General features: G+C 65.0%; 14 protein-coding genes and 1 tRNA gene. 10 read left to right on the top strand and 5 right to left on the bottom strand.

Annotated elements, in window-relative coordinates; translation table 11 throughout:
• The first annotated feature begins 47 nt into the window (after positions 1-47).
• From RLQ26_02475 to RLQ26_02460, 4 genes are all read left to right on the top strand, one after another.
• Positions 48-136: transfer RNA gene (locus RLQ26_02475), tRNA-Leu, on the top strand.
• Between the two features lie 118 nt (positions 137-254).
• Positions 255-1,547, top strand: coding sequence for a DUF1329 domain-containing protein (locus tag RLQ26_02470; GenBank protein ID MEQ9087589.1), 1,293 nt, complete (start codon positions 255-257; stop codon positions 1,545-1,547).
• 19 nt (positions 1,548-1,566) lie between these two features.
• Positions 1,567-2,763 carry an SGNH/GDSL hydrolase family protein gene (locus tag RLQ26_02465; GenBank protein MEQ9087588.1) on the top strand — a complete coding sequence of 399 codons (1,197 nt, stop codon included), beginning with the start codon at positions 1,567-1,569 and terminating at the stop codon, positions 2,761-2,763.
• A 53-nt stretch (positions 2,764-2,816) separates the two neighbouring features.
• Positions 2,817-3,254, top strand: coding sequence for a DUF1499 domain-containing protein (locus tag RLQ26_02460; GenBank protein MEQ9087587.1), 438 nt, complete (start codon positions 2,817-2,819; stop codon positions 3,252-3,254).
• Positions 3,255-3,309: 55 nt separating this feature from the next.
• On the opposite strand, the gene RLQ26_02455 is transcribed toward RLQ26_02460, so the two are convergent.
• The 3 genes from RLQ26_02455 to RLQ26_02445 all read right to left on the bottom strand — a co-directional run bounded on the left by RLQ26_02455 (position 3,310) and on the right by RLQ26_02445 (position 7,634).
• Complete coding sequence (locus RLQ26_02455) at positions 3,310-4,329, bottom strand: 2-oxoacid:ferredoxin oxidoreductase subunit beta (GenBank protein MEQ9087586.1); 1,020 nt, start codon at positions 4,327-4,329, stop codon at positions 3,310-3,312.
• On the bottom strand, positions 4,326-6,200 hold the full coding sequence (locus RLQ26_02450; GenBank protein MEQ9087585.1) for a 2-oxoacid:acceptor oxidoreductase subunit alpha: 1,875 nt from the start codon (positions 6,198-6,200) through the stop codon (positions 4,326-4,328). The genes RLQ26_02455 and RLQ26_02450 overlap by 4 nt, the downstream gene beginning before the upstream one ends.
• A 336-nt stretch (positions 6,201-6,536) precedes the next feature.
• Positions 6,537-7,634 (bottom strand): cyclase family protein, encoded by a 1,098-nt coding sequence (locus RLQ26_02445; protein MEQ9087584.1) that lies wholly within the window; start codon positions 7,632-7,634, stop codon positions 6,537-6,539.
• A 209-nt stretch (positions 7,635-7,843) separates the two neighbouring features.
• Here RLQ26_02445 and RLQ26_02440 point away from each other — a divergent pair, with 209 nt between their 5' ends.
• The gene (locus tag RLQ26_02440) at positions 7,844-9,445 is read left to right on the top strand and encodes an FAD-binding oxidoreductase (protein ID MEQ9087583.1); all 1,602 of its coding nucleotides are present in this window, start codon (positions 7,844-7,846) and stop codon (positions 9,443-9,445) included.
• A 10-nt stretch (positions 9,446-9,455) separates the two neighbouring features.
• The gene (ggt, locus tag RLQ26_02435) at positions 9,456-11,060 is read left to right on the top strand and encodes a gamma-glutamyltransferase (GenBank protein MEQ9087582.1); all 1,605 of its coding nucleotides are present in this window, start codon (positions 9,456-9,458) and stop codon (positions 11,058-11,060) included.
• A 13-nt stretch (positions 11,061-11,073) separates the two neighbouring features.
• On the opposite strand, the gene RLQ26_02430 is transcribed toward ggt, so the two are convergent.
• The gene (locus RLQ26_02430; protein ID MEQ9087581.1) at positions 11,074-11,712 is read right to left on the bottom strand and encodes a TetR/AcrR family transcriptional regulator; all 639 of its coding nucleotides are present in this window, start codon (positions 11,710-11,712) and stop codon (positions 11,074-11,076) included.
• A 193-nt stretch (positions 11,713-11,905) separates the two neighbouring features.
• Here RLQ26_02430 and RLQ26_02425 point away from each other — a divergent pair, with 193 nt between their 5' ends.
• Genes RLQ26_02425 through RLQ26_02410 form a run of 4 tightly spaced genes read left to right on the top strand, consistent with a single transcriptional unit; the run spans position 11,906 to position 16,896 of the window.
• Positions 11,906-12,838 carry an efflux RND transporter periplasmic adaptor subunit gene (locus RLQ26_02425; protein ID MEQ9087580.1) on the top strand — a complete coding sequence of 311 codons (933 nt, stop codon included), beginning with the start codon at positions 11,906-11,908 and terminating at the stop codon, positions 12,836-12,838.
• Positions 12,822-14,588 (top strand): ATP-binding cassette domain-containing protein, encoded by a 1,767-nt coding sequence (locus tag RLQ26_02420; protein MEQ9087579.1) that lies wholly within the window; start codon positions 12,822-12,824, stop codon positions 14,586-14,588. Before RLQ26_02425 ends, RLQ26_02420 begins: the two co-directional genes overlap by 17 nt.
• The gene (locus tag RLQ26_02415; protein ID MEQ9087578.1) at positions 14,585-15,754 is read left to right on the top strand and encodes an ABC transporter permease; all 1,170 of its coding nucleotides are present in this window, start codon (positions 14,585-14,587) and stop codon (positions 15,752-15,754) included. Before RLQ26_02420 ends, RLQ26_02415 begins: the two co-directional genes overlap by 4 nt.
• 5 nt (positions 15,755-15,759) lie before the next feature.
• On the top strand, positions 15,760-16,896 hold the full coding sequence (locus RLQ26_02410; protein MEQ9087577.1) for an ABC transporter permease: 1,137 nt from the start codon (positions 15,760-15,762) through the stop codon (positions 16,894-16,896).
• On the opposite strand, the gene queG is transcribed toward RLQ26_02410, so the two are convergent.
• Positions 16,850-18,007, bottom strand: coding sequence for a tRNA epoxyqueuosine(34) reductase QueG (gene queG, locus RLQ26_02405; protein MEQ9087576.1), 1,158 nt, complete (start codon positions 18,005-18,007; stop codon positions 16,850-16,852). The two genes, RLQ26_02410 and queG, sit on opposite strands and share 47 nt — an antisense overlap.
• Positions 18,008-18,021: the final 14 nt, after the last annotated feature.

The raw sequence follows: 18,021 nt of genomic DNA, 5'->3' as shown, positions 1-18,021 counted from the left end.
TGGCGGCCCGGAGGGCCCGTGGCATGGTGCCGCTCCGGCGCCGGCCTGCCCGCTTGGCGGAATTGGTAGACGCAACGGACTTAAAATCCGTAGGCCCGCAAGGGCCGTCCCGGTTCGAGTCCGGGAGCGGGCACCAGGCATCGCGCGGGACGGGGCCGAGATTGAACGACGGAAATCCGGGCGACGCTAGTGCCGCCCGCGGCGCGGTCTGCCATACTGCCGGACCGCCATTTCGAAAAGAGCCGGAAACGAACATGACAGATTCTTCCCTTCGCCACTACGGACGGCAATGGCCGGCCGCCCTGGCCGCCGTTTTCATCCTCACAACCGGCGCGGCCGGGGCACAGGCCGGCGACGTTGCCGGCGGCACCCTTCTGACCGCGGAGAACTGGGACGAGCTCAAGAGCAAAACTCTCGAAGGCCATGCCATCGAGGGTCTGGTGCCGGAACCGTTCAGGTTTCAGATGCGCGAGCAGGGGCTGACCCTGGAACTGGTCGAAGCCACTCCCTATCCGCCCGATCCGGGGTTCGAGGCGGCAACGCGCCAGTATGCGGGCGACGTCACGTTCGACCCCGAAACCGGAGAAATTTCGGGCTGGAAGGCGGGCGTGCCGTTCCCGGATGTGGATGCGCTCAACGATCCGCACGGCGCCATCAAGGTGGTCTGGAATACACAGCGCGGCCGGCGGCGCGGCGACACGCTGTTTCAGGACAAATACGCCTTCCTCCTGATCGACGGCAATGCCGGTCCCGACCGCGTTCAGGTCTGGGAATACCGCCGCTTCGATATGAAGGGACGTTATGCCCTCGGCGCCGATCCGGTTCTGGGCGACGGCTCGATTCTCGAGAAGGAAATCAACATTGCCCTCCTTCCCCAGGACATCAAGGGCGTGGGCACCTTTACCATCCGGTATGACACCGGCCAGGTGCACGACTCCTGGGCTTATATCCGTGATCTGCGCCGGGTGCGCCGGCTATCGGGCGGGTCCTGGATGGAGCCGATCGGAAGCACAGACATCATGGGCGATGATTTCGCCGGGTTCAGCGCCTATCCGACCTGGTATGACAAATACGAAATTATCGCCAAGACCCACGCGCTGGTCGTCGCCAATGCCGTGGCGCCCGCCTGGATTCCGGAGGGCAGCACGGTGGCGGAGCAGTTCCCCCATCTGGACCTGACCACGCCGCCCTATTGGACCGTCCGCGACCGCTGGGAAATCCGGCCGGTTTACGTCATCAACGCGATTGCGCCGGACGGTCACTCCCAAAGCCGCAAGGTGCTCTATGTCGATACCGAGACCTGGAACATCTATTACAACTTCGGCTATGACCGGGCGGGCGAATTACAGAAGATTTTCCTGATCGCCAATTATCCGTACCCCTATGTCGATCAGCCGGGCAGCGCGATTTATGAATCCTACGCCATGGCGATGGATTTCCAGCGCAATCACGCGAGCCTTTATGCCGGGCCCGAGGAATACATGATCAGCGGGCCCTTGCGCGAAGAGGACGTCTCGCTGGCGACGCTGGAAGCCGGCGGGCGCTAGCGTCGGGCCTGGAATAACCATGGCTTTCGAAAAAGCTTCACCACGCCGGCGGGGACGGGCCATCGCCGGGGTGGCCCTGCTGTTCGTGGCCTGCCTTGCCGCGACGGAATTCTACCTCGCGACAGAGGCGGGCTCCGGCGGGCGGGAGACGGTCTTCCTGGGGGAAAAGCCGGCCGGTGGGGCGCGCCATGTCCGGCTGCGCGAATGGCAGCCGCGCACCACCTATCTGGCGCCACCGCCCGAAATCCGCCGGCGCAACCCGGGACCGACCGGCGCGCGGGTGGCCGATTTCTACCGTCTCGAGACCGACGATGAGGGCTATATCCGGCCGGTCGGCACGGGCGGAGACGGCGGCCTCACCCTGGCGTTTCTCGGGGGCTCCACAACCGAATGCCTGTATGTCCTGCCGGAAGGCCGCCTGCATGCCGTAGCCGGTGCGACGCTGGCCGCGGCGCTCGAGCGTCCGGTGGCGGCGCTGAATGGTGCCAAGTCCGGCAATAATGCCCTCCACAGTCTCCATCTGCTGACGGGCAAGATGTTATCGCGCCGGCCGGACGCGGTTATCGTGATGCATAACATCAACGATCTGGCCGCGCTCGCGCGGCTTGGCACCTACTGGAACGGGGATGGCAGCCTGTCCCCCCTCATTGCGGAGAAAACCGGCGCCGGCGCCGCCTTCAAGGCGCTGCGGGATGCCCTCATCCCCCATACCTACCGGGCGTTCAAGCGCCTGACCCGCTCCCCCGCCCGTGAGGCCGAACCGGCGCCGCCGACCGCCGCTCAGGCACCGCTGGGACTCCAGGCGGGCGAACTGCACCGCTGGGCGCACGATTTCGAGCGTGCCCTTCGCCAGCTCGTACGGGTCGCACAGAGCTGGGACAGTCGGGCCGTGCTGGTCACCCAGGTCGTGGCTCATGGCGATGCCTGGGGTGGACGGGCCGGCCAGGGCGATTACCTCGCGCCCGGCCGCCTGGCCCGCCAGGGGTTCACGCCCGAGAGCTTTCGCGCCGCCCATGACCGCTTCAACGAGATCATTCGCCGCGTCGCAGCCGAGGAAGAGGCTTATCTTGTGGATCTCGCTGCGGGCGAGGGCTGGGATGCAAGCCTGGTTTACGATCGGCTCCATTTCACCGATGCGGGCGCACGTCGCGCCGGCCGCGCCATCGCGGAGGCTCTCATTCCCGCCTTCCACGCGCGCCCGCCGGATAACGAGTGAGCGCCGGCATGCCGGGCGGGGCATTTTTCCGGCGCTGGACGGGAGGCGTTCTCATGGCGGGATTGTTGGCGGGTTGTCTGAAGGTGCCCGATTCGGAGAAGATAGATTTCACGACACTCGTACCACCCGACCGCCCCAACTGGGCGCTCGCCTGTCCGCCTGAAGAGTGCGCCGGACTGGCGGGGACGGCCACGCCGATCATGCCCCTCACGCCCGATCGTCTCGCGGCTCTCGCCGACGAGGTCATTCGTGCCGGTCCCGACGTCGCGTTTCTTGGCCGCGTTCCCGACCGCCTGCAATATCACTATGTGCAGCGCTCACGATTTTTTGGCTTTCCCGATCTCGTAACCTTCGAAGCGGTCCCGGTCGCCGGCGGGGCAGGGTTCTATCTCTATAGCCGATCAGTCTATGGCTACGGCGATCTTGGCGTGAACAGGCAGCGTGTGCAGGATCTGGTCGGCCGGATTGCCGCGAGGGCAGGCCAAAAATAAAGGGGGCCGCTTTTCAGCGGCCCCGTCATCTGTCCGGTCTTGCCAGACGGTGCTTTTAGCCGTCCACCGTCCAGGTCTGGCCCCGACGCAGCAGGGCGTTCAGGTCACCCGGCGGTGTTCGCTTGTTGCTCTCGGAAATCTGATCGTAGACGACCTTTTCATAGCTCGGCGCCGGATCGCAGTAGAGCACGCCGATTGCCACCGGGAAGTCGTGTCCCCAGGCGTTGGCCAGCAGGGTTGCGATCGTCCGGTTGGTCTCGTCATGGACCAGGATATCGCCCTCGGTGATGCCGTCCTCACCGATCCTGACCACTCGCAGTTCCAGCCGGTCCCGGTCCAGATAGATACCCTTGTCCCTGTTCTGCCCGAAAATCATGGGTTCGCCATGGGTCAGGATCAACTGGCGCTCGGCCGCCACGGTCTTGTCGGTGAAATCGGTAAACGCACCATCGTTATAGACGATGCAGTTCTGGTAGATTTCGATAAAGGACGCGCCCTTATGATCGTGGGCGCGCTTGAACACTTCCGGCAGGTGCTTTTGGGCGGTGTCTATGGACCGTGCCACGAACCGCGCGCCCGCGCCCAGCGCGAAGGCGCACGGGATGACGGGCGCATCGACCGAGCCCAGCGGCGTCGATGGGGACCGCGTGCCGAGGCGCGAGGTTGGCGAATACTGACCCTTGGTCAGGCCGTAGATCTCGTTGTTGAACAACAGGATCTGCATGTCGACATTGCGCCGAAGGACATGCAGCAAGTGGTTCCCACCAATCGACAGACCGTCGCCGTCTCCGGTGATCAGCCAGATATCCAGCTCCGGATTGGCGAGCTTGACGCCGGTGGCGAAGGCCGGCGCCCGGCCGTGGATGGTATGAAACCCGTAAGTCGACATGTAATAGGGGAAACGGGACGAGCAGCCGATACCGGATATGAACACGTAGTTCTCGAACGGCGTGTCGAATTCCGGCAGCGTGCGCTGCATCGCTTTCAGAATGGCGTAGTCGCCGCAGCCGGGGCACCAGCGGACCTCCTGATCCGAGGTGAAATCCTTGGCGGTGAGGGGGCGTTCGGCGGTCATCCCAGTTGCTCCAGATTCTCGAGAATGGCGGCCTCGATTTCAGCCACCTTGAAGGGCTGGCCCGAAACCTTGCTGACACTGATGGCGGGCAAGGCATATTCGGCGCGGACCAGCTTGACAAGCTGCCCTGCGTTCATCTCGGGCACGATTACCCGTTCGTAACCCTCCAGCAGGTCCTTGAGATTGCGCGGCAGGGGCCAGATGTGCCGCAGGTGAATATGGGCGACGTCCGTCTGTCCCTTTTCCTGCAGGACGGTGACCGCGCGATGGATGGGCCCGAAGGTGGACCCCCAGCCGAGCACTGCCAGCTTGCCCGAGGACGGGCCAAGCGCCACGTCCTGCTCGGGGATGTCGTTGGCGATGCCGTCGATCTTGCCGATCCGCGTGTCCGTCATTTTCTGGTGATTGGCCGCATCGTAGGAGATGTGGCCCGAATCGTAATTCTTCTCGATGCCGCCGATACGATGCTCGAGCCCGGGCGTGCCTGGTATCGCCCAGTTGCGCGCGAGCGTCTTTTCATCGCGGAGGAAGGGGTGGAAGCCCTCCGGGTCCGTCCTATGCGTTACCGGAAACGGCGCATAGCTGTTGACATCGGGGATGAGCCAGGGCTCCGACGCGTTCGCCATGTAGCCGTCGGTCAGCAGGATGACCGGTGTCATGTATCTGGTTGCAAGCCGGACTGCCTCGATCGCGACGTCGAAGCAATCGGCCGACGAGCGCGCGGCCAGCACCGCCACGGGGGAATCGCCGTTGCGGCCCCAGACAGCCTGGAACAGATCGGACTGTTCCGTCTTGGTAGGCAGGCCGGTGGATGGCCCCGCGCGCTGCGAGTTCACCACCACGAGCGGCAGTTCGGTCGAGATGGCGAGCCCGATGGCTTCGCCCTTGAGCGCGATGCCGGGGCCCGAACTCGAGGTGACACCCAGGGCGCCTGCATAGGAGGCGCCGATAGCGGAGCAGACAGCGGCAATTTCGTCTTCCGCCTGGAAGGTCACGACGTTGTACTGCTTGAGGCTCGAAAGCGTATGCAGCAGGCTGGAGGCCGGCGTGATCGGATAGGAGCCGAAAAACAGTTTGAGTTGAGCCAGTTGGGCGCCGACCACAAGGCCCCAGGAAAGCGCCTCGGCGCCGGTGACCGCGCGGTATACGCCGGCCTCGGATTCCATGCGCGGCACATGGAACAGCGTCACGCTGGGCGGCACCTCGCCCGCTTCGCCGTGAATATGGCCGGCGTTGAGGGCCGCGATATTGGCGTCGGCCACCTGCGGATTGCGCTCGCGGAACTTGCGGTTGATGCCATCGATGATGGGCTGGCGGTCGCGGCCGAACATCCAGAGTGTAAGGCCCAGCGTCCACATGTTCTTGCAGCGCAGCGCGTCGCGTTGCGCGAGCCCGGTGTCCTCGACCGCAGCCAGGGTAAGCTTGGAAATGTCGATGGCCAGCACACGGTGGTTGTCGAGACTGCCATCCTCGAGCGGGTTGCCCTCGTAACCCGCCTTTTTCAGGTTGCGGTCATTGAAGGCGCCCGAATCGACGACGACGAGCCCGCCCGGCTTGAGGTCGCCCAGATGCACCTTGAGTGCGGCCGGGTTCATCGCCACCAGCACGTCGGGCGCGTCTCCCGATGTCATGATTTCGCGGCCGCCGAAATTGATCTGGAAGGCCGAGACGCCGAATGTCGTGCCAGCGGGCGCTCGGATTTCCGCGGGGTAATCAGGGAAAGTCGCAAGATCGTTGCCGAAAAGGGCGGTCGAGAGCGTGAACTGCGAACCCGTGAGCTGCATGCCGTCGCCCGAATCGCCGGCAAACCGTACGACCGCCGAATCGACCTGCCGACGTTCAAACTGATCCTGGGGGGCTGTGCCTTCCATCTTTTTTCCTCTTGGCGGGATTCGCCGCCCTTGCACCTGACGCTCCGGGCCTGTCGGCTCCGCCTTTTTCGGGAGACGGCGGGTTCGGGAACCCCCGACCCGCGCCGGGTTCGAGAAACTTTCGGGCTGCCGGCCTGTCAGTTCGCCGGTGCTCGCTCCTGCCCGCCGCCTGTGGTCGCGGCTGTTATCCCATGGCACACCGGAGATCCGGCCGCCGGTCCAGCGTTCTGGATAGGGTATAGATACTGACCCAAGCGGCCCGGTGCAACTCCCTTAAAGCGCTAAAGAACCTATGGAATTAGCCGGTTTCCGGGCCGGCCGGGATCCGATGCCGCCTCAGCGGATCGCGAAGGGCCGGGCCGGCGAGCCGGTTGCGCCCTTGATCGCGATGGGTGCGAAGGAAAAGGCGAAGACATAGGTCTCATCCTCGATAAGGGGGGTGAAATCCATGTTTTCCATGATGTGGATGCCGTGCCGGATGAGGAATTTCTGATGGTTGGGCGCGAAGAGCTCAGGGTCCTCCGGGTTGGGTATGGCTTCGACCGACCAGTTGTCGGTGCCGACCAGCACGACCTGGCGCGCCACTACCCAATCGCCCGCCTTGTCCGACAGGCCGGGCGAACCGCTGTTGAACTTGTCGTTATCGACTTTCCAGAGTTCGCCCCAGCCGGTGTTGTAGAAAAGCGCGTCGCCCGCCCGGATATCGTCTTCACTCAGCCCCTGCCGCTCGAGGGCAGCCCGGATATCGGCCACGGTAATCTCTTCCTCGATCTCGATCATGCGGCCCTTGAGTCCGGCGAAGTCGAGAAGGACGCCACGTGTGAAGATGGGGGTCACCTTTTCGACGCCAAGCTTGGAAAACCCGTAGGGACCGGCGATATCCGAGTGGCGGAAACCGTTGTAGTAACGAAGGTCGCGCTTGTCGCCCTTTTCTCCCAGGTGCGTGGCCATGTGCGCGAGCGAGTCGAACTGGGTGCCATCCTGGGTGATATGTCCGGACACGTAGTCATCGTTCCAGACGAGGGCGTTGCGCCCGACCGGCTGGTTGAGCGGGGCATGTACCGAGACGCTGGTGAACTTCCGCGGGTTGGGCGGCAGGTTCATAAGCGGCATCTTGTCGTCGAACTCCCGGCCAAGATCGTAGAGCTTGCCGGTCTCGATCAGGGCAGCGGCTTCCAGCACCTTTTCGGGCGTCAGGAGGTTCATGTTCCCGCGCTCGTCCTCGGCGCCCCAGGGCGACGGCCACCAGGGTTCGAGACGGGCCGCGTCGGTTTCGGGATCGATCCCCGAAGCCCGGGTGTCGTCGCCCGGCGTCTCGTCCGCCATACCGGCCGTTGATCCCGGGCCTGCCGCCATGAAAAGCCCCGCCACGAGGCCGAGGGACAGCATGAGTTGAAAGAGGGCGTGCCGGGATCGTGAAGGGGTCTCGCTCATTGGATCGTTGCTCCTTGGTTGACGCGGTCTGTAAGTGCCCGTCCCGGCACCGGTCTTGGGTCCTGCCCGGTTTATCGCCTCTTTGGGGCGGCGCGCGAAGGGGGTAGTCTAGCGGGCGGCGCCGTCGGGGACCATGGCCGGATGCGCGCCGCGGCTCAATCCCCGGCCGGGCGGCCGGGCATACGCGCTGAAATCGGAAGGGGGCGGATATGACGCGGACGGAAGACGCGGCGGGGGCGGAGGCAAGGGAGCTGGGCGAGGCGCTGCGCCGGTTACTGGGGCCGGACAACGTTCTGGACGACACCGAGGCGCGCGAGTTTTTCGCGCAGGACCTTTCCAATCGCCGCCTCGCCCGGCCGGCCCTGGTTATCCAGCCCGAAACGGTCGAAGACCTCGCCGGCGCCGTCCGGACAGCGACCGGCACCGGGTTCGCCGTCGTGCCGCGCGGTGGCGGCATGTCCTACACGCTTGGCTATCTGCCGGCGGTGGAAAAATCCGTCTCGGTCGATCTGCGCAAGCTTGACCGGATCGTCGAGATCAACACGGACGACATGTACGTGATCGTCGAGGCCGGCGTGACCTGGGGACAGCTTCACGCCGCGCTCGATGACATCGGCATGCGCACGCCGTTCTGGGGCACGCTGTCGGGATATCACGCGACGGTGGGCGGATCGCTCGCCCAGGATGCAGCCCTCTTCGGGTCAGGCCAGTTCGGCACGGCCGCCCAATCGGCACTGGGCCTCGAACTGGTCCTTGCCAATGGCGAAATTCTGCGCACCGGGTCCTGGGCCAACCGGCGGTCGACGCCTTTCTATCGCCACTGGGGGCCCGATCTGACCGGGCTTTTCCTCGCCGATACCGGCGCACTCGGAATCAAGGCGCGGATCAGTCTCCAGCTCGTCCGCCAGCCGCCGGCCATGGCGGCCGCATCCTTCGGCTTCAATACCTTCGAGGAACTGGTGGCGACCCAGACAGAGGTTACGCGGATGCGCGTGGCCTCGGAATGCTTCGGCTTCGATCCTTATTTTAACGAAGGGTTCGAGGCGTCCGGCATCACGTTGAGCGAGGGATTCGAAATTCTCGGCAAGATTGCGGGATCGGGCCGCGGGTTGCGCGGGCTCGGCGATCTTTTCCGCGTGACCCGGGCCGGCAAGCGGGTCCTCCGCAAGGTGAACTATTCGCTGCACGTGACGGTCGACGGGCATGACGACGGGGCAGCGGGCCGCATGATGGACTCGATCCGCCGGGTGGCGCGCGAAAACGGCGCCTGGGAACTGACCAACGCCATTCCGACGGTGATGCGCGCGCACCCCTTCCGACCCATTCGCTCCAACCTGCTTGGCCCGAAGGGACAGCTCTGGATGCCGATGCACGGGATTTTTCCGCTCTCCCGCGCCCAGGCGGCGGTGGACGCGACCGAGGCCTACCTGGCGGAGAACCGACAGCGCATGGACGAGCACGGCGTAACGACCTCGTATCTGACAGCGGCCAGCGCCAACATGTTCCTGCTCGAGCCCAGTTTTTATTGGATCGATGCGTTGGGGCCCTTGCGGCTCAGCGTGATCGAGCCCGAGTTTCAGGAGAAATGGAAAACCATCGGGGCCAATCCGGCGGCGCGCGATCTGGTTATCGAACTGCGCCAGGGGATTGCCGATCTTCACGAGGCCCTTGGCGCCGTGCAGCAGCAGATCGGCAAATACTACGCCTTCAGCCGCAACATGGTGCCGGAGAGCTGGGAGCTTCTCCAGGGGCTCAAGCGTCAGCTCGATCCAAGGGGTCTGATGAACCCGGGCGCGCTGGGCCTTGGCTAGGGCCCCGGCCATGCGCGATTTCCAGCAGCCCGGCCGGTCACCGGTCCACGGGACAAACGGGATGGCGGCCACGTCCCATCCGCTGGCGACACTGACGGCCGTGGCCATTCTGGGCTATGGCGGCAATGCGGTGGATGCCGGGATTGCCGCTGCCGCCGTCCTCGCCGTCGTCGAGCCGCAATCGACGGGCGTGGGCGGGGACGCGTTTGCGCTCTTCGTGCCCGGCGGGACCGGCGAGGTGGTGGCGCTCAACGGGTCAGGGCGCGCGCCGGCGGCGATCGACGCCGAGGCACTCCAAGGCCGGTTCGGCCGCCATATCCCGCCCGATAGTCCGCACGCCGTCACGGTGCCCGGATGCGTCGCCGCCTGGGACCGGCTGCGCCGTGATTTCGGCACCATGGACATGGCGGACCTGCTGCAACCGGCGATCAGCTATGCCGAGGACGGCTATCCGGTGGCCGAGCGCATAGCCTTCGACTGGGCGGAAAATCGCGAAAAGCTGTTGCGCGACGACACGGCGCGTCGGGTCTTTCTCGATGCGTCAGGGGCCCCGCCCGCGATGGGCAGCCTTCACCGCCAGCCCCTGCTGGCCGGAACACTGCGCGAGATCGCTGCCCATGGCCGCGCAGGGTTTTACGAGGGCCGGGTGGCCGAGGATATCGTCGAGACGCTGCGCGCGCGGGGCGGGGTTCACACGCTCGAGGATTTCGGGACGGCCGAGGCGGCATATGTCTCGCCCATACAGACCCGTTATCGCGGTTATGACATTTTTGAATGTCCGCCGAACGGGCAGGGCGTCACGGCGCTCCTGATGCTGAACCTTCTGAGCCGGTTCGATGTTTCGGCGATGGATCCGCTGGGCGCGGAGCGGTTTCATCTCGAAGGCGAACTGACGCGCCTCGCCTTCGAGGTGCGTGATGCCCATATCGGCGATCCGGAAACGAGCGATGTGCCGGTGGACGAACTGCTGTCGCCGGCCTTCGCAGACCGGCTCCTGGGCGGGTTCGATCCGGACCGCGCCGGCGCCGGCGGATCGGGGGCGCCTTCAGCAGGCGATTTCCCGGTGCACCCCGAGACAGTCTATCTCACCGTGGTGGACGAGGATCGCAATGCACTCTCCTTCATTAACTCGATCTTCTTTTCCTTCGGCTCGGGGATCGTCAGCCCCCGATCGGGCGTCGTGCTGCATAATCGGGGCGCCGGTTTCGTCCTCGAGGCAGGGCATCCCAACGGCCTGGCTCCCGGCAAGCGGCCGCTTCACACCATCATCCCGGCGATCGCCATGAAAGACGGGCGCGCGGCCCTGTCCTTCGGCGTCATGCATGGCCAGTACCAGCCGGTCGGCCAGGTCCGCGTGCTGTCCAATATCCTCGATTACGGCCTGAACGTGCAGGCGGCGATTGATCAGCCACGCGCTTTCAATTTCGGCGGGCGCTACGATCTTGAGCGGGGCGTCGGCGAGGCCACGGCCGGGGCGCTTGCCGCGAAGGGCCACCGCATCACACGGGCCGCCGTCCCCTGGGGCGGCGCGCAAGCGATCCGGATCGATTGGGAAACGGGCGTGCTGACGGGGGGCTCGGACCCGCGCAAGGACGGGCTCGCCCTGGGCCATTAACGCAAGCGGGCTCTCAGTCGGGTGCGTAACGGGCGAGGAAGGTGCGTACCGCCTCGTCGACACGCTCTTCGAAATTCCGCCGATCCTCTTCCGTCTCGATATAGAGGAGGTGGCGGATATGGGGCGGTCCCATGACCATGCCGACGAACTGCTCGGCCGCGAGCTGCGGCTTTGCGACGGTGAGGCGCCCGGCCGCCGTTTCCGATCTGAGGAAATCCGTCAGCCGTTTCAGAATCCGCGCCGGCCCAGCGTTGAAGAACGTCCTGGTAAGCCCCGGAACCCGATGACCCTCGGCGAACAGGAGCCGTTGCAGGGCCAGCGCCAGGGGTGAAAGGACAAGATTGCCATGAGCGCGCGCGAAATGGCGAAGGACATCTTCGGGCGCGGCGCCGGCAGCGTGGCGCGTATCGAGCACTGCGATTACCGAGTTCCGGGCGCGGGCGATGATCTCGGCAAAGAGATTTTCCTTGGTCCGGAAATGGGCGTAGAGGGTGGCCTTGGACACGCCGGCCGTGTCGCTCACCCGGTCCATGCTGGTGCCCTCATACCCTCTCTCGAGAAAAAGCCGGCTCGCGGCATCGAGGATACTCTCCCGCTTGGCGCTGTCAGCCGGCGCGCGCGGGGTGCCGCTCTCTGTCGGCTGTGCTGCCACGTTGGGATACTCCCGTTTCCCGTTTCCGGCCGCGGGATTGGGATGTCATTCTGTTGACCCGGGGCCGGCGGCAAGACTAGACTAAACTGAACCGTTTAGTCTAGTCAGGTCTGGTTTCTTCCAGTTCAGCCGGGCGGAGATCATCGCCGCGGGGAGCCGCGCGGAAATTCCTCCTGGCGGGGAGCATTTTGCGATGAAGACACCTCCCAGGCCCGTCATCGGGCTCGTCGTTCTCGTCCTCCTCGCCGGGGCGGGCTGGGCCGCCTACCTTTTTCTTGCCAATTCGCCGACGGACGACCGGTTGACGCTGTACGGCAATGTGGACGTGCGCGAGGTCGATCTCGCCTTCAACGTGGAAGGGCCGATCGATGTGATGCATGTCGAGGAGGGTGACCGGGTCAGCCGCGGGCAGGTTCTGGCGGCGCTGGAGGCCGACCGGTTCATTTACGACGAAGCCAGTGCGCGTGCCAGGGTGCGCGAGGCGAAGGCCCGGCTGGTCAATGCCCGACGGACGCTCGCGCGTCAGGAAAAGCTGTTCCGCGGCGGCAATACTTCCGAGCAACGCCTGGACGATGCCCGTCAGGCGGTCGACGCTACCGAAGCGGAAATCGAGGCGCTTGAACAGGCGGCCGCGCTGGCCGCTTACCGGCTGGACCGCACCCGGCTGGTCTCGACGGTGGACGGCACGGTGCTGGTCCGGATCCGTGAACCGGGCGCCGTGGTCCTGGGCAATTCCCCGGTCTATTCCATCGCCATCGACGATCCGGTCTGGGTCCGTACCTATGTCGATGAGCCCAATCTGGGGCGGGTCTTTCCGGGGATGACGGCGCTGGTCACGACCGATACGGATCCGGAAGCTCCCTATGAAGGATGGGTGGGGTTCATCTCGCCCACGGCCGAATTCACACCCAAGACCGTCGAGACACCGGAACTGCGTACGGATTTGGTCTATCGCTTGCGGGTCTATGTGGCCAATCCCGATCGCCGTCTCCGGCAGGGGATGCCGGTCACGGTCGAACTCGTCCCCGAGGTTTTCGACCGTTCGGCCGCCGGGGCACGCGCCTTGGCCGCGCCGGCGGAGGCCCAACAACCGTCGCCGGAGACCCGCGATGACCGGCAGCCCTGAGAGCGCGGCGCTCGAGACCGAGGGACTGAGCAAGGAATTTGCCAACGAATCGGGAACCGTCACGGCGCTCCAGGGCGTGTCGCTCAGCATCGGCGCGGGCGAGATAACCGGCCTTGTCGGCCCCGACGGGGCGGGTAAGACGACCTTGCTGCGCCTGGCGGCGGGTCTGCTCACGCCCAGCGCGGGCGAGATTCGCGTGTTTGGTGAAGCGGTCCGGCCGGGCCGCGCCGGGCCTCGTGGCGCCGTCGGCTATATGCCGCAGCGCTTCGGCCTGTACGAGGATCTGAGTGTTCTGGAAAACCTTCGCCTGTATGGCGATCTCAATGGGCTGGCGCCGGCGGCCCGGCGGCGGAAGTCTGACGAATTGCTCGAGTTTACCGGCCTCGGCCCCTTTTCCCGCCGGCTGGCTGGCCGGCTGTCGGGCGGCATGAAACAAAAACTCGGCCTCGCCTGCACGCTTCTCAGCGAGCCCGACCTGCTGCTGCTGGACGAGCCCAGCGTCGGGGTCGATCCGGTTTCGCGGCGTGAGCTTTACGCCATTGTGCAAGATCTTGTGGCGGGCGGGATCGGCGTCGTCTGGAGCACCGCCTATCTCGACGAAGCGGAACGCTGCGCCCGTGTCATCCTGCTCGATCAGGGGCGGGTACTTGCGTTCGACCGCCCGGCCGCACTCACCAGAAAAATCGAGGGGCGCAGCTTCCTCGCCCCTATCGGCGACGGTCCGAAGCGCCACGTCCAGCGGCGGGCGGAAGAGCACCCGGCCGTGCTGGATGCGCTTATCCAGGGGCGGAACCTGCGTCTCGTCCTGCATGCCGGTGCGGCCCCGCCGGCGCCGGCCGATCTCGGCCTGACGAGAGAGATGCGTCTGGTGCCGCCACGCTTCGAAGATGTCTTCGTTACCCGGCTTCACGATGTTGAGACCCGTTCCGGAGAATGGCGCGCCGGAAGCGCGGAGGTGATGTCCGGCCTCGTCACAGGATTGCGCGATGCGAAAGGGCCGGTGATCGAAGTCAAGGATCTGACACGTGATTTCGGCCAGTTCCGGGCGGTCGACAAGGTGAGTTTTGCGGTCCGGGCAGGCGAGGTGTTCGGCCTGCTCGGCCCGAACGGTGCAGGCAAATCGACGACGTTCAAGATGCTGTGCGGCCTTCTGCCGCCAAGCTCGGGCGAGGCGCGGGTGGTCGGGCTCGACCTTGCCCATGCGGCGGCCGAGGCGCGGGCCCGGATTGGCTACATGGCACAGAAATTCGCCCTCTACGGCAATCTGACGGTGCGCCAGAATCTGGCATTTTTCGCCGGCGTCTACGGTCTTACGGGCCGACGGCGCGAGGATCGGGTGGCCAGCATCCTCGAGGAATTCAACCTCGCCCGCTACGGCAACCAGGAAAGCGGACCGCTCCCGCTCGGCTACAAGCAGCGTCTGTCGCTGAGCTGCGCTGTTCTGCACGATCCCGACATCCTGTTCCTGGACGAACCCACTTCGGGCGTCGATCCAATGACCCGGCGCGAGTTCTGGGCGCGCATCAACGCGATGGCGGATGCCGGAGTCACAATTCTCGTCACCTCGCATTTCATGGATGAGGCCGAATACTGCGACCGGCTGGCCGTGGTCTATCGTGGCCAGCTGGTGGCTACCGACACCCCCGACGGGTTAAAGGCGCGGGTCCGGCGCGACGACCTGCCGGACCCCAGCCTGGAGGATGCCTTTGTCGGGCTGATCGAGGCCTTTGACCGGGAGCATCCGTTGTGATCCGGGGCGACAAGAGATCGCAGAGCGGCGGTCGCGCCCGGCGCGTTCGCGCCCTGGTGCGCAAGGAATTTCGCCAGATCATGCGTGATCCGTCGAGCATCCTGATTGCCTTCGCCATGCCCCTCGTGCTGTTGATCCTGTTTGGCTACGGCGTCAGCCTCGATGCGAAGAACGTGCCGGTGGCGGTGGTGATCGAGGCGCCGACGCCGGAAGCGCATGACTTTCTGCAAAGTCTTGCGCAGTCGCATTATTTCCGCCCGCAGGTTTTTCGTGCGCGCCAGCCGGCCGAAAGTGCCTTTCGCGAGCGCGACGTGCAGGCGATTGTCGTGCTGCGCGAGAATTTTGCCCGCGACCTCGAGACTGCCCGGCGCCCCGGAGAGGCCACCGAAGCCGCTCATATTCAGGTCATCTTGAACGGGACAGATTCAAATACCGCCAATCTGGTTTCCGGGTATATCCAGGGCGCTTGGCAGACCTGGCTGGCGGAGCGGCGTCTGCGCGAGGGGATATCGGCCGGCGCGCTGGTGGAAATCCAGCCCCGCGTCTGGTTTAACCCCGAATTGCGCAGCACAAATTTTCTCGTTCCCGGCCTTATCGCTATCATCATGACGCTGATCGGTGCCCTGCTGACCGCGCTCGTGGTAGCACGCGAATGGGAGCGCGGCACGATGGAAGCCCTGATTGTCTCTCCCGTAAGTGAGAACGAAATTCTGCTGGGCAAGCTGATCCCTTACTTTGCGCTGGGGATCGGCGCGATGGCGCTTAGCGTAACGATGTCGATCCATGTCTTCGATGTCCCGTTTCGCGGGCATATTCTGGTGCTTGGGCTGGTGGCCGCGGTCTTTCTGGCGGCCGCACTCGGGCTTGGGCTTCTGATTTCGACAGCGACGAAGAACCAGTTCCTCGCATCCCAGATGGCGATCATCGTGACTTTCCTGCCGGCATTTCTGCTGTCCGGCTTCATCTTCGATATCACGAGCATGCCCGGATGGGTTCAGGCCCTGACCTATATCGTGCCAGCGCGATATTTCGTGGCCTGCATCCAGACTCTTTTCCTCGCGGGCGATGCCTGGTCCGTGCTGCTGCCAAACCTGCTGGCGCTGGCCGCGATGGCGGTATTTTTTCTCGCCCTGACGCGCCGCAAGACGCGCAAGACGCTGGAGTAGGGCGGATGGGAACAGTCCGGTCGCGGCTGCGCGCGCTGATCGCCAAGGAATTCCTGATCGTTTTCAAGGACAGGAAGTCACGCATCATTCTTGTGGCGCCGCCGCTCATCCAGATCCTGGTCTTCAGCTACGCTGCCACGTTCGATGTCTGGAATGTCCGGCTCGCGGTGTTGAATGAGGATTCCGGCCTCGCCTCGCGCGAACTCGTGTCCCGGTTCACGGCCTCGCCCAATTTCCGGCCCGTGAAGCGGCTCGCGCACAGGTCCGAGATTGCGCCGGTCCTGACCGGGCGCGAGGCGCTCATGGTCCTTCATATCGGCGAGACATTTTCGCGCGATTTGCATCTGGCGGCGGAAGCGGGGCAGGCCGATCCTGCCCAGGTGCAGATTCTGGTGGATGGGCGGCAGTCCAACACGGCCCAGGTCGCGGTCGGCTACGCCCGTACGATCGTCAACGATTTCGCCCGCGCTCGGGCCCGGGCGGCGGGGCTGAGCGGCCCGCCGGCCGCCCTCGACATCCGTGCGTGGTTCAATCCCAACCTCCGCAGCCAGTGGTTCATCGTGCCCGGTATTACGGCCACGCTCGTTTTGATCATCGCGATTCAGGTCACGGCGCTCTCGGTCGCGAGGGAGCGTGAGATGGGCACGTTCGAGCAATTGCTGGTCACGCCCCTCAGGCCGGTCGAGATACTCATCGGCAAGATGGCACCTGCCCTGGTGATCGGCATCGCCGAAGGGGTGGCTATCGTCACCATCGCGCACGCCTGGTTCGGCGTACCCCTCAATGGCAGTCTCTGGATCATGGCGGCCGGCATGCTCGCCTTCATCTTCGCCGTGATCGGCGTCGGGCTGATGATCTCCAGTATCTCTCAGACTCAGCAGCAGGCCATTCTGGGTGTGTTTCTGTTTGTCGTGCCCGCGGTCATCCTGTCGGGCTTCGCCACGCCGATCGAGAACATGGCGCAATGGGTCCAGTCCCTCACCTACCTGAATCCCGTGCGCTATATCCTGATCATCATGCGCGGCCAGATGCTTGAGGACATGCCGCTCCAGACCGCTGTGCAGAATATATGGCCGCTCTTCGTCATTGCTCTCGTCAGCCTTGCCGTGGCGCAGTGGATGTTTCGCCGGCGCCTGCAATAGGCGTAGGACGGTCCCACTCGGCCCGCACCGCGGGATCGGGTTCATCCGGCCGGTGCCGGTCGCGCAGCCCGACAAAGCTGTCGGCCCCTTCAAGCTGGCCCAAAGCCCAGACCGCCATCGCGCGCACCAGTGGAGACGGGTCCGTCAAGAGGGCGGTCGCAGACGGGATGAGGGCGGGATCACCTGAATTACCGATGGCAATCAGCACGTTGCGCACGAACCGCGCGCGCCCGGTCCGCTTGATTGGCGATTTGCGGAACACCTCGCGGAAAGCCGCCTCATCGAGCGCCGCCAGGTCGCGCAGCTTGGGGGCCTGCAGCTCGATCCTGCCGGCGAGGCGCGAGGTCGTGCCGGCTTGGGCGAATTTGTTCCAGGGACAGACGGCGAGGCAATCATCGCAACCATAGATCCGGTTGCCGATGGGCTTGCGGAATTCAACCGGAATATGCCCCTTGTGTTCGATCGTCAGATAGGAAATGCAGCGCCGCGCATCGAGTTTGTAGGGCGCCGGAAATGCGTTTGTCGGGCAAATGTCGAGACATCTGCGGCAGTTGCCGCAATGATCCTCGCCGGGCTGGCCGGGCTCGATCTCGGCCGCGATCAGAATGGCCCCGAGGAACAGCCATGAACCGAATTTCCGCGAGACAAGGTTCGTGTGCTTGCCCTGCCAGCCGAGCCCGGCAAGCTGGGCCAGGGGCTTTTCCATGAGCGGCGCGGTATCGACGAAGATTTTCACCTCCGTCCCGAGACTGGCCGCGATGTGCCGAGCGAGCTGCCTGAGCTGACGCTTCAGTATGTCGTGATAATCGTCACCACGGGCGTAGACCGACACGTTGCCGCACTCGGGCAAGTCGAGTAGACGCAGCGGCGCATCGGGTGGGGTGTAGTTGGTGCCGACCGCCAGGATCGAACACGCCTCGGGCCAGAGTCGCCGCGGCGCGCGACGGCGCGCCGCCGTGTCGGCCATCCAGGCCATGTCGCCCTGCCAGCCCGCCTCGAGAAAGGCAAGCAGCCCTTTTTCGGCGTAATCCGGCAGGCGCGCCGGTGCCAGCCCGGCGGCATCGAAGCCGTACCGGTGCGCCTCGGCAATCAGGGCTTCCGCCGTCCGCATAGCCAAGCTGCTTC

The organism is Alphaproteobacteria bacterium (assembly GCA_040220875.1).
Lineage (GTDB): Bacteria > Pseudomonadota > Alphaproteobacteria > JAVJVX01 > JAVJVX01 > JAVJVX01.
The sequence above is the reverse complement of the archived record's forward strand: the minus strand, read 5'-3'. Positions and strand labels throughout refer to the sequence as shown.

What these genes read in the sequence shown, in the direction of transcription:
- RLQ26_02470 (MEQ9087589.1), top strand. Translation starts at nt 255, where the DNA reads ATGACAGATTCTTCCCTTCGCCACTACGGACGGCAATGGCCGGCCGCC.
- RLQ26_02465 (MEQ9087588.1), top strand. Translation starts at nt 1,567, where the DNA reads ATGGCTTTCGAAAAAGCTTCACCACGCCGGCGGGGACGGGCCATCGCC.
- RLQ26_02460 (MEQ9087587.1), top strand. Translation starts at nt 2,817, where the DNA reads ATGGCGGGATTGTTGGCGGGTTGTCTGAAGGTGCCCGATTCGGAGAAG.
- RLQ26_02455 (MEQ9087586.1), bottom strand. Translation starts at nt 4,329, where the DNA reads ATGACCGCCGAACGCCCCCTCACCGCCAAGGATTTCACCTCGGATCAG.
- RLQ26_02450 (MEQ9087585.1), bottom strand. Translation starts at nt 6,200, where the DNA reads ATGGAAGGCACAGCCCCCCAGGATCAGTTTGAACGTCGGCAGGTCGAT.
- RLQ26_02445 (MEQ9087584.1), bottom strand. Translation starts at nt 7,634, where the DNA reads ATGAGCGAGACCCCTTCACGATCCCGGCACGCCCTCTTTCAACTCATG.
- RLQ26_02440 (MEQ9087583.1), top strand. Translation starts at nt 7,844, where the DNA reads ATGACGCGGACGGAAGACGCGGCGGGGGCGGAGGCAAGGGAGCTGGGC.
- ggt (MEQ9087582.1), top strand. Translation starts at nt 9,456, where the DNA reads ATGCGCGATTTCCAGCAGCCCGGCCGGTCACCGGTCCACGGGACAAAC.
- RLQ26_02425 (MEQ9087580.1), top strand. Translation starts at nt 11,906, where the DNA reads ATGAAGACACCTCCCAGGCCCGTCATCGGGCTCGTCGTTCTCGTCCTC.
- RLQ26_02420 (MEQ9087579.1), top strand. Translation starts at nt 12,822, where the DNA reads ATGACCGGCAGCCCTGAGAGCGCGGCGCTCGAGACCGAGGGACTGAGC.
- RLQ26_02410 (MEQ9087577.1), top strand. Translation starts at nt 15,760, where the DNA reads ATGGGAACAGTCCGGTCGCGGCTGCGCGCGCTGATCGCCAAGGAATTC.
- queG (MEQ9087576.1), bottom strand. Translation starts at nt 18,007, where the DNA reads ATGCGGACGGCGGAAGCCCTGATTGCCGAGGCGCACCGGTACGGCTTC.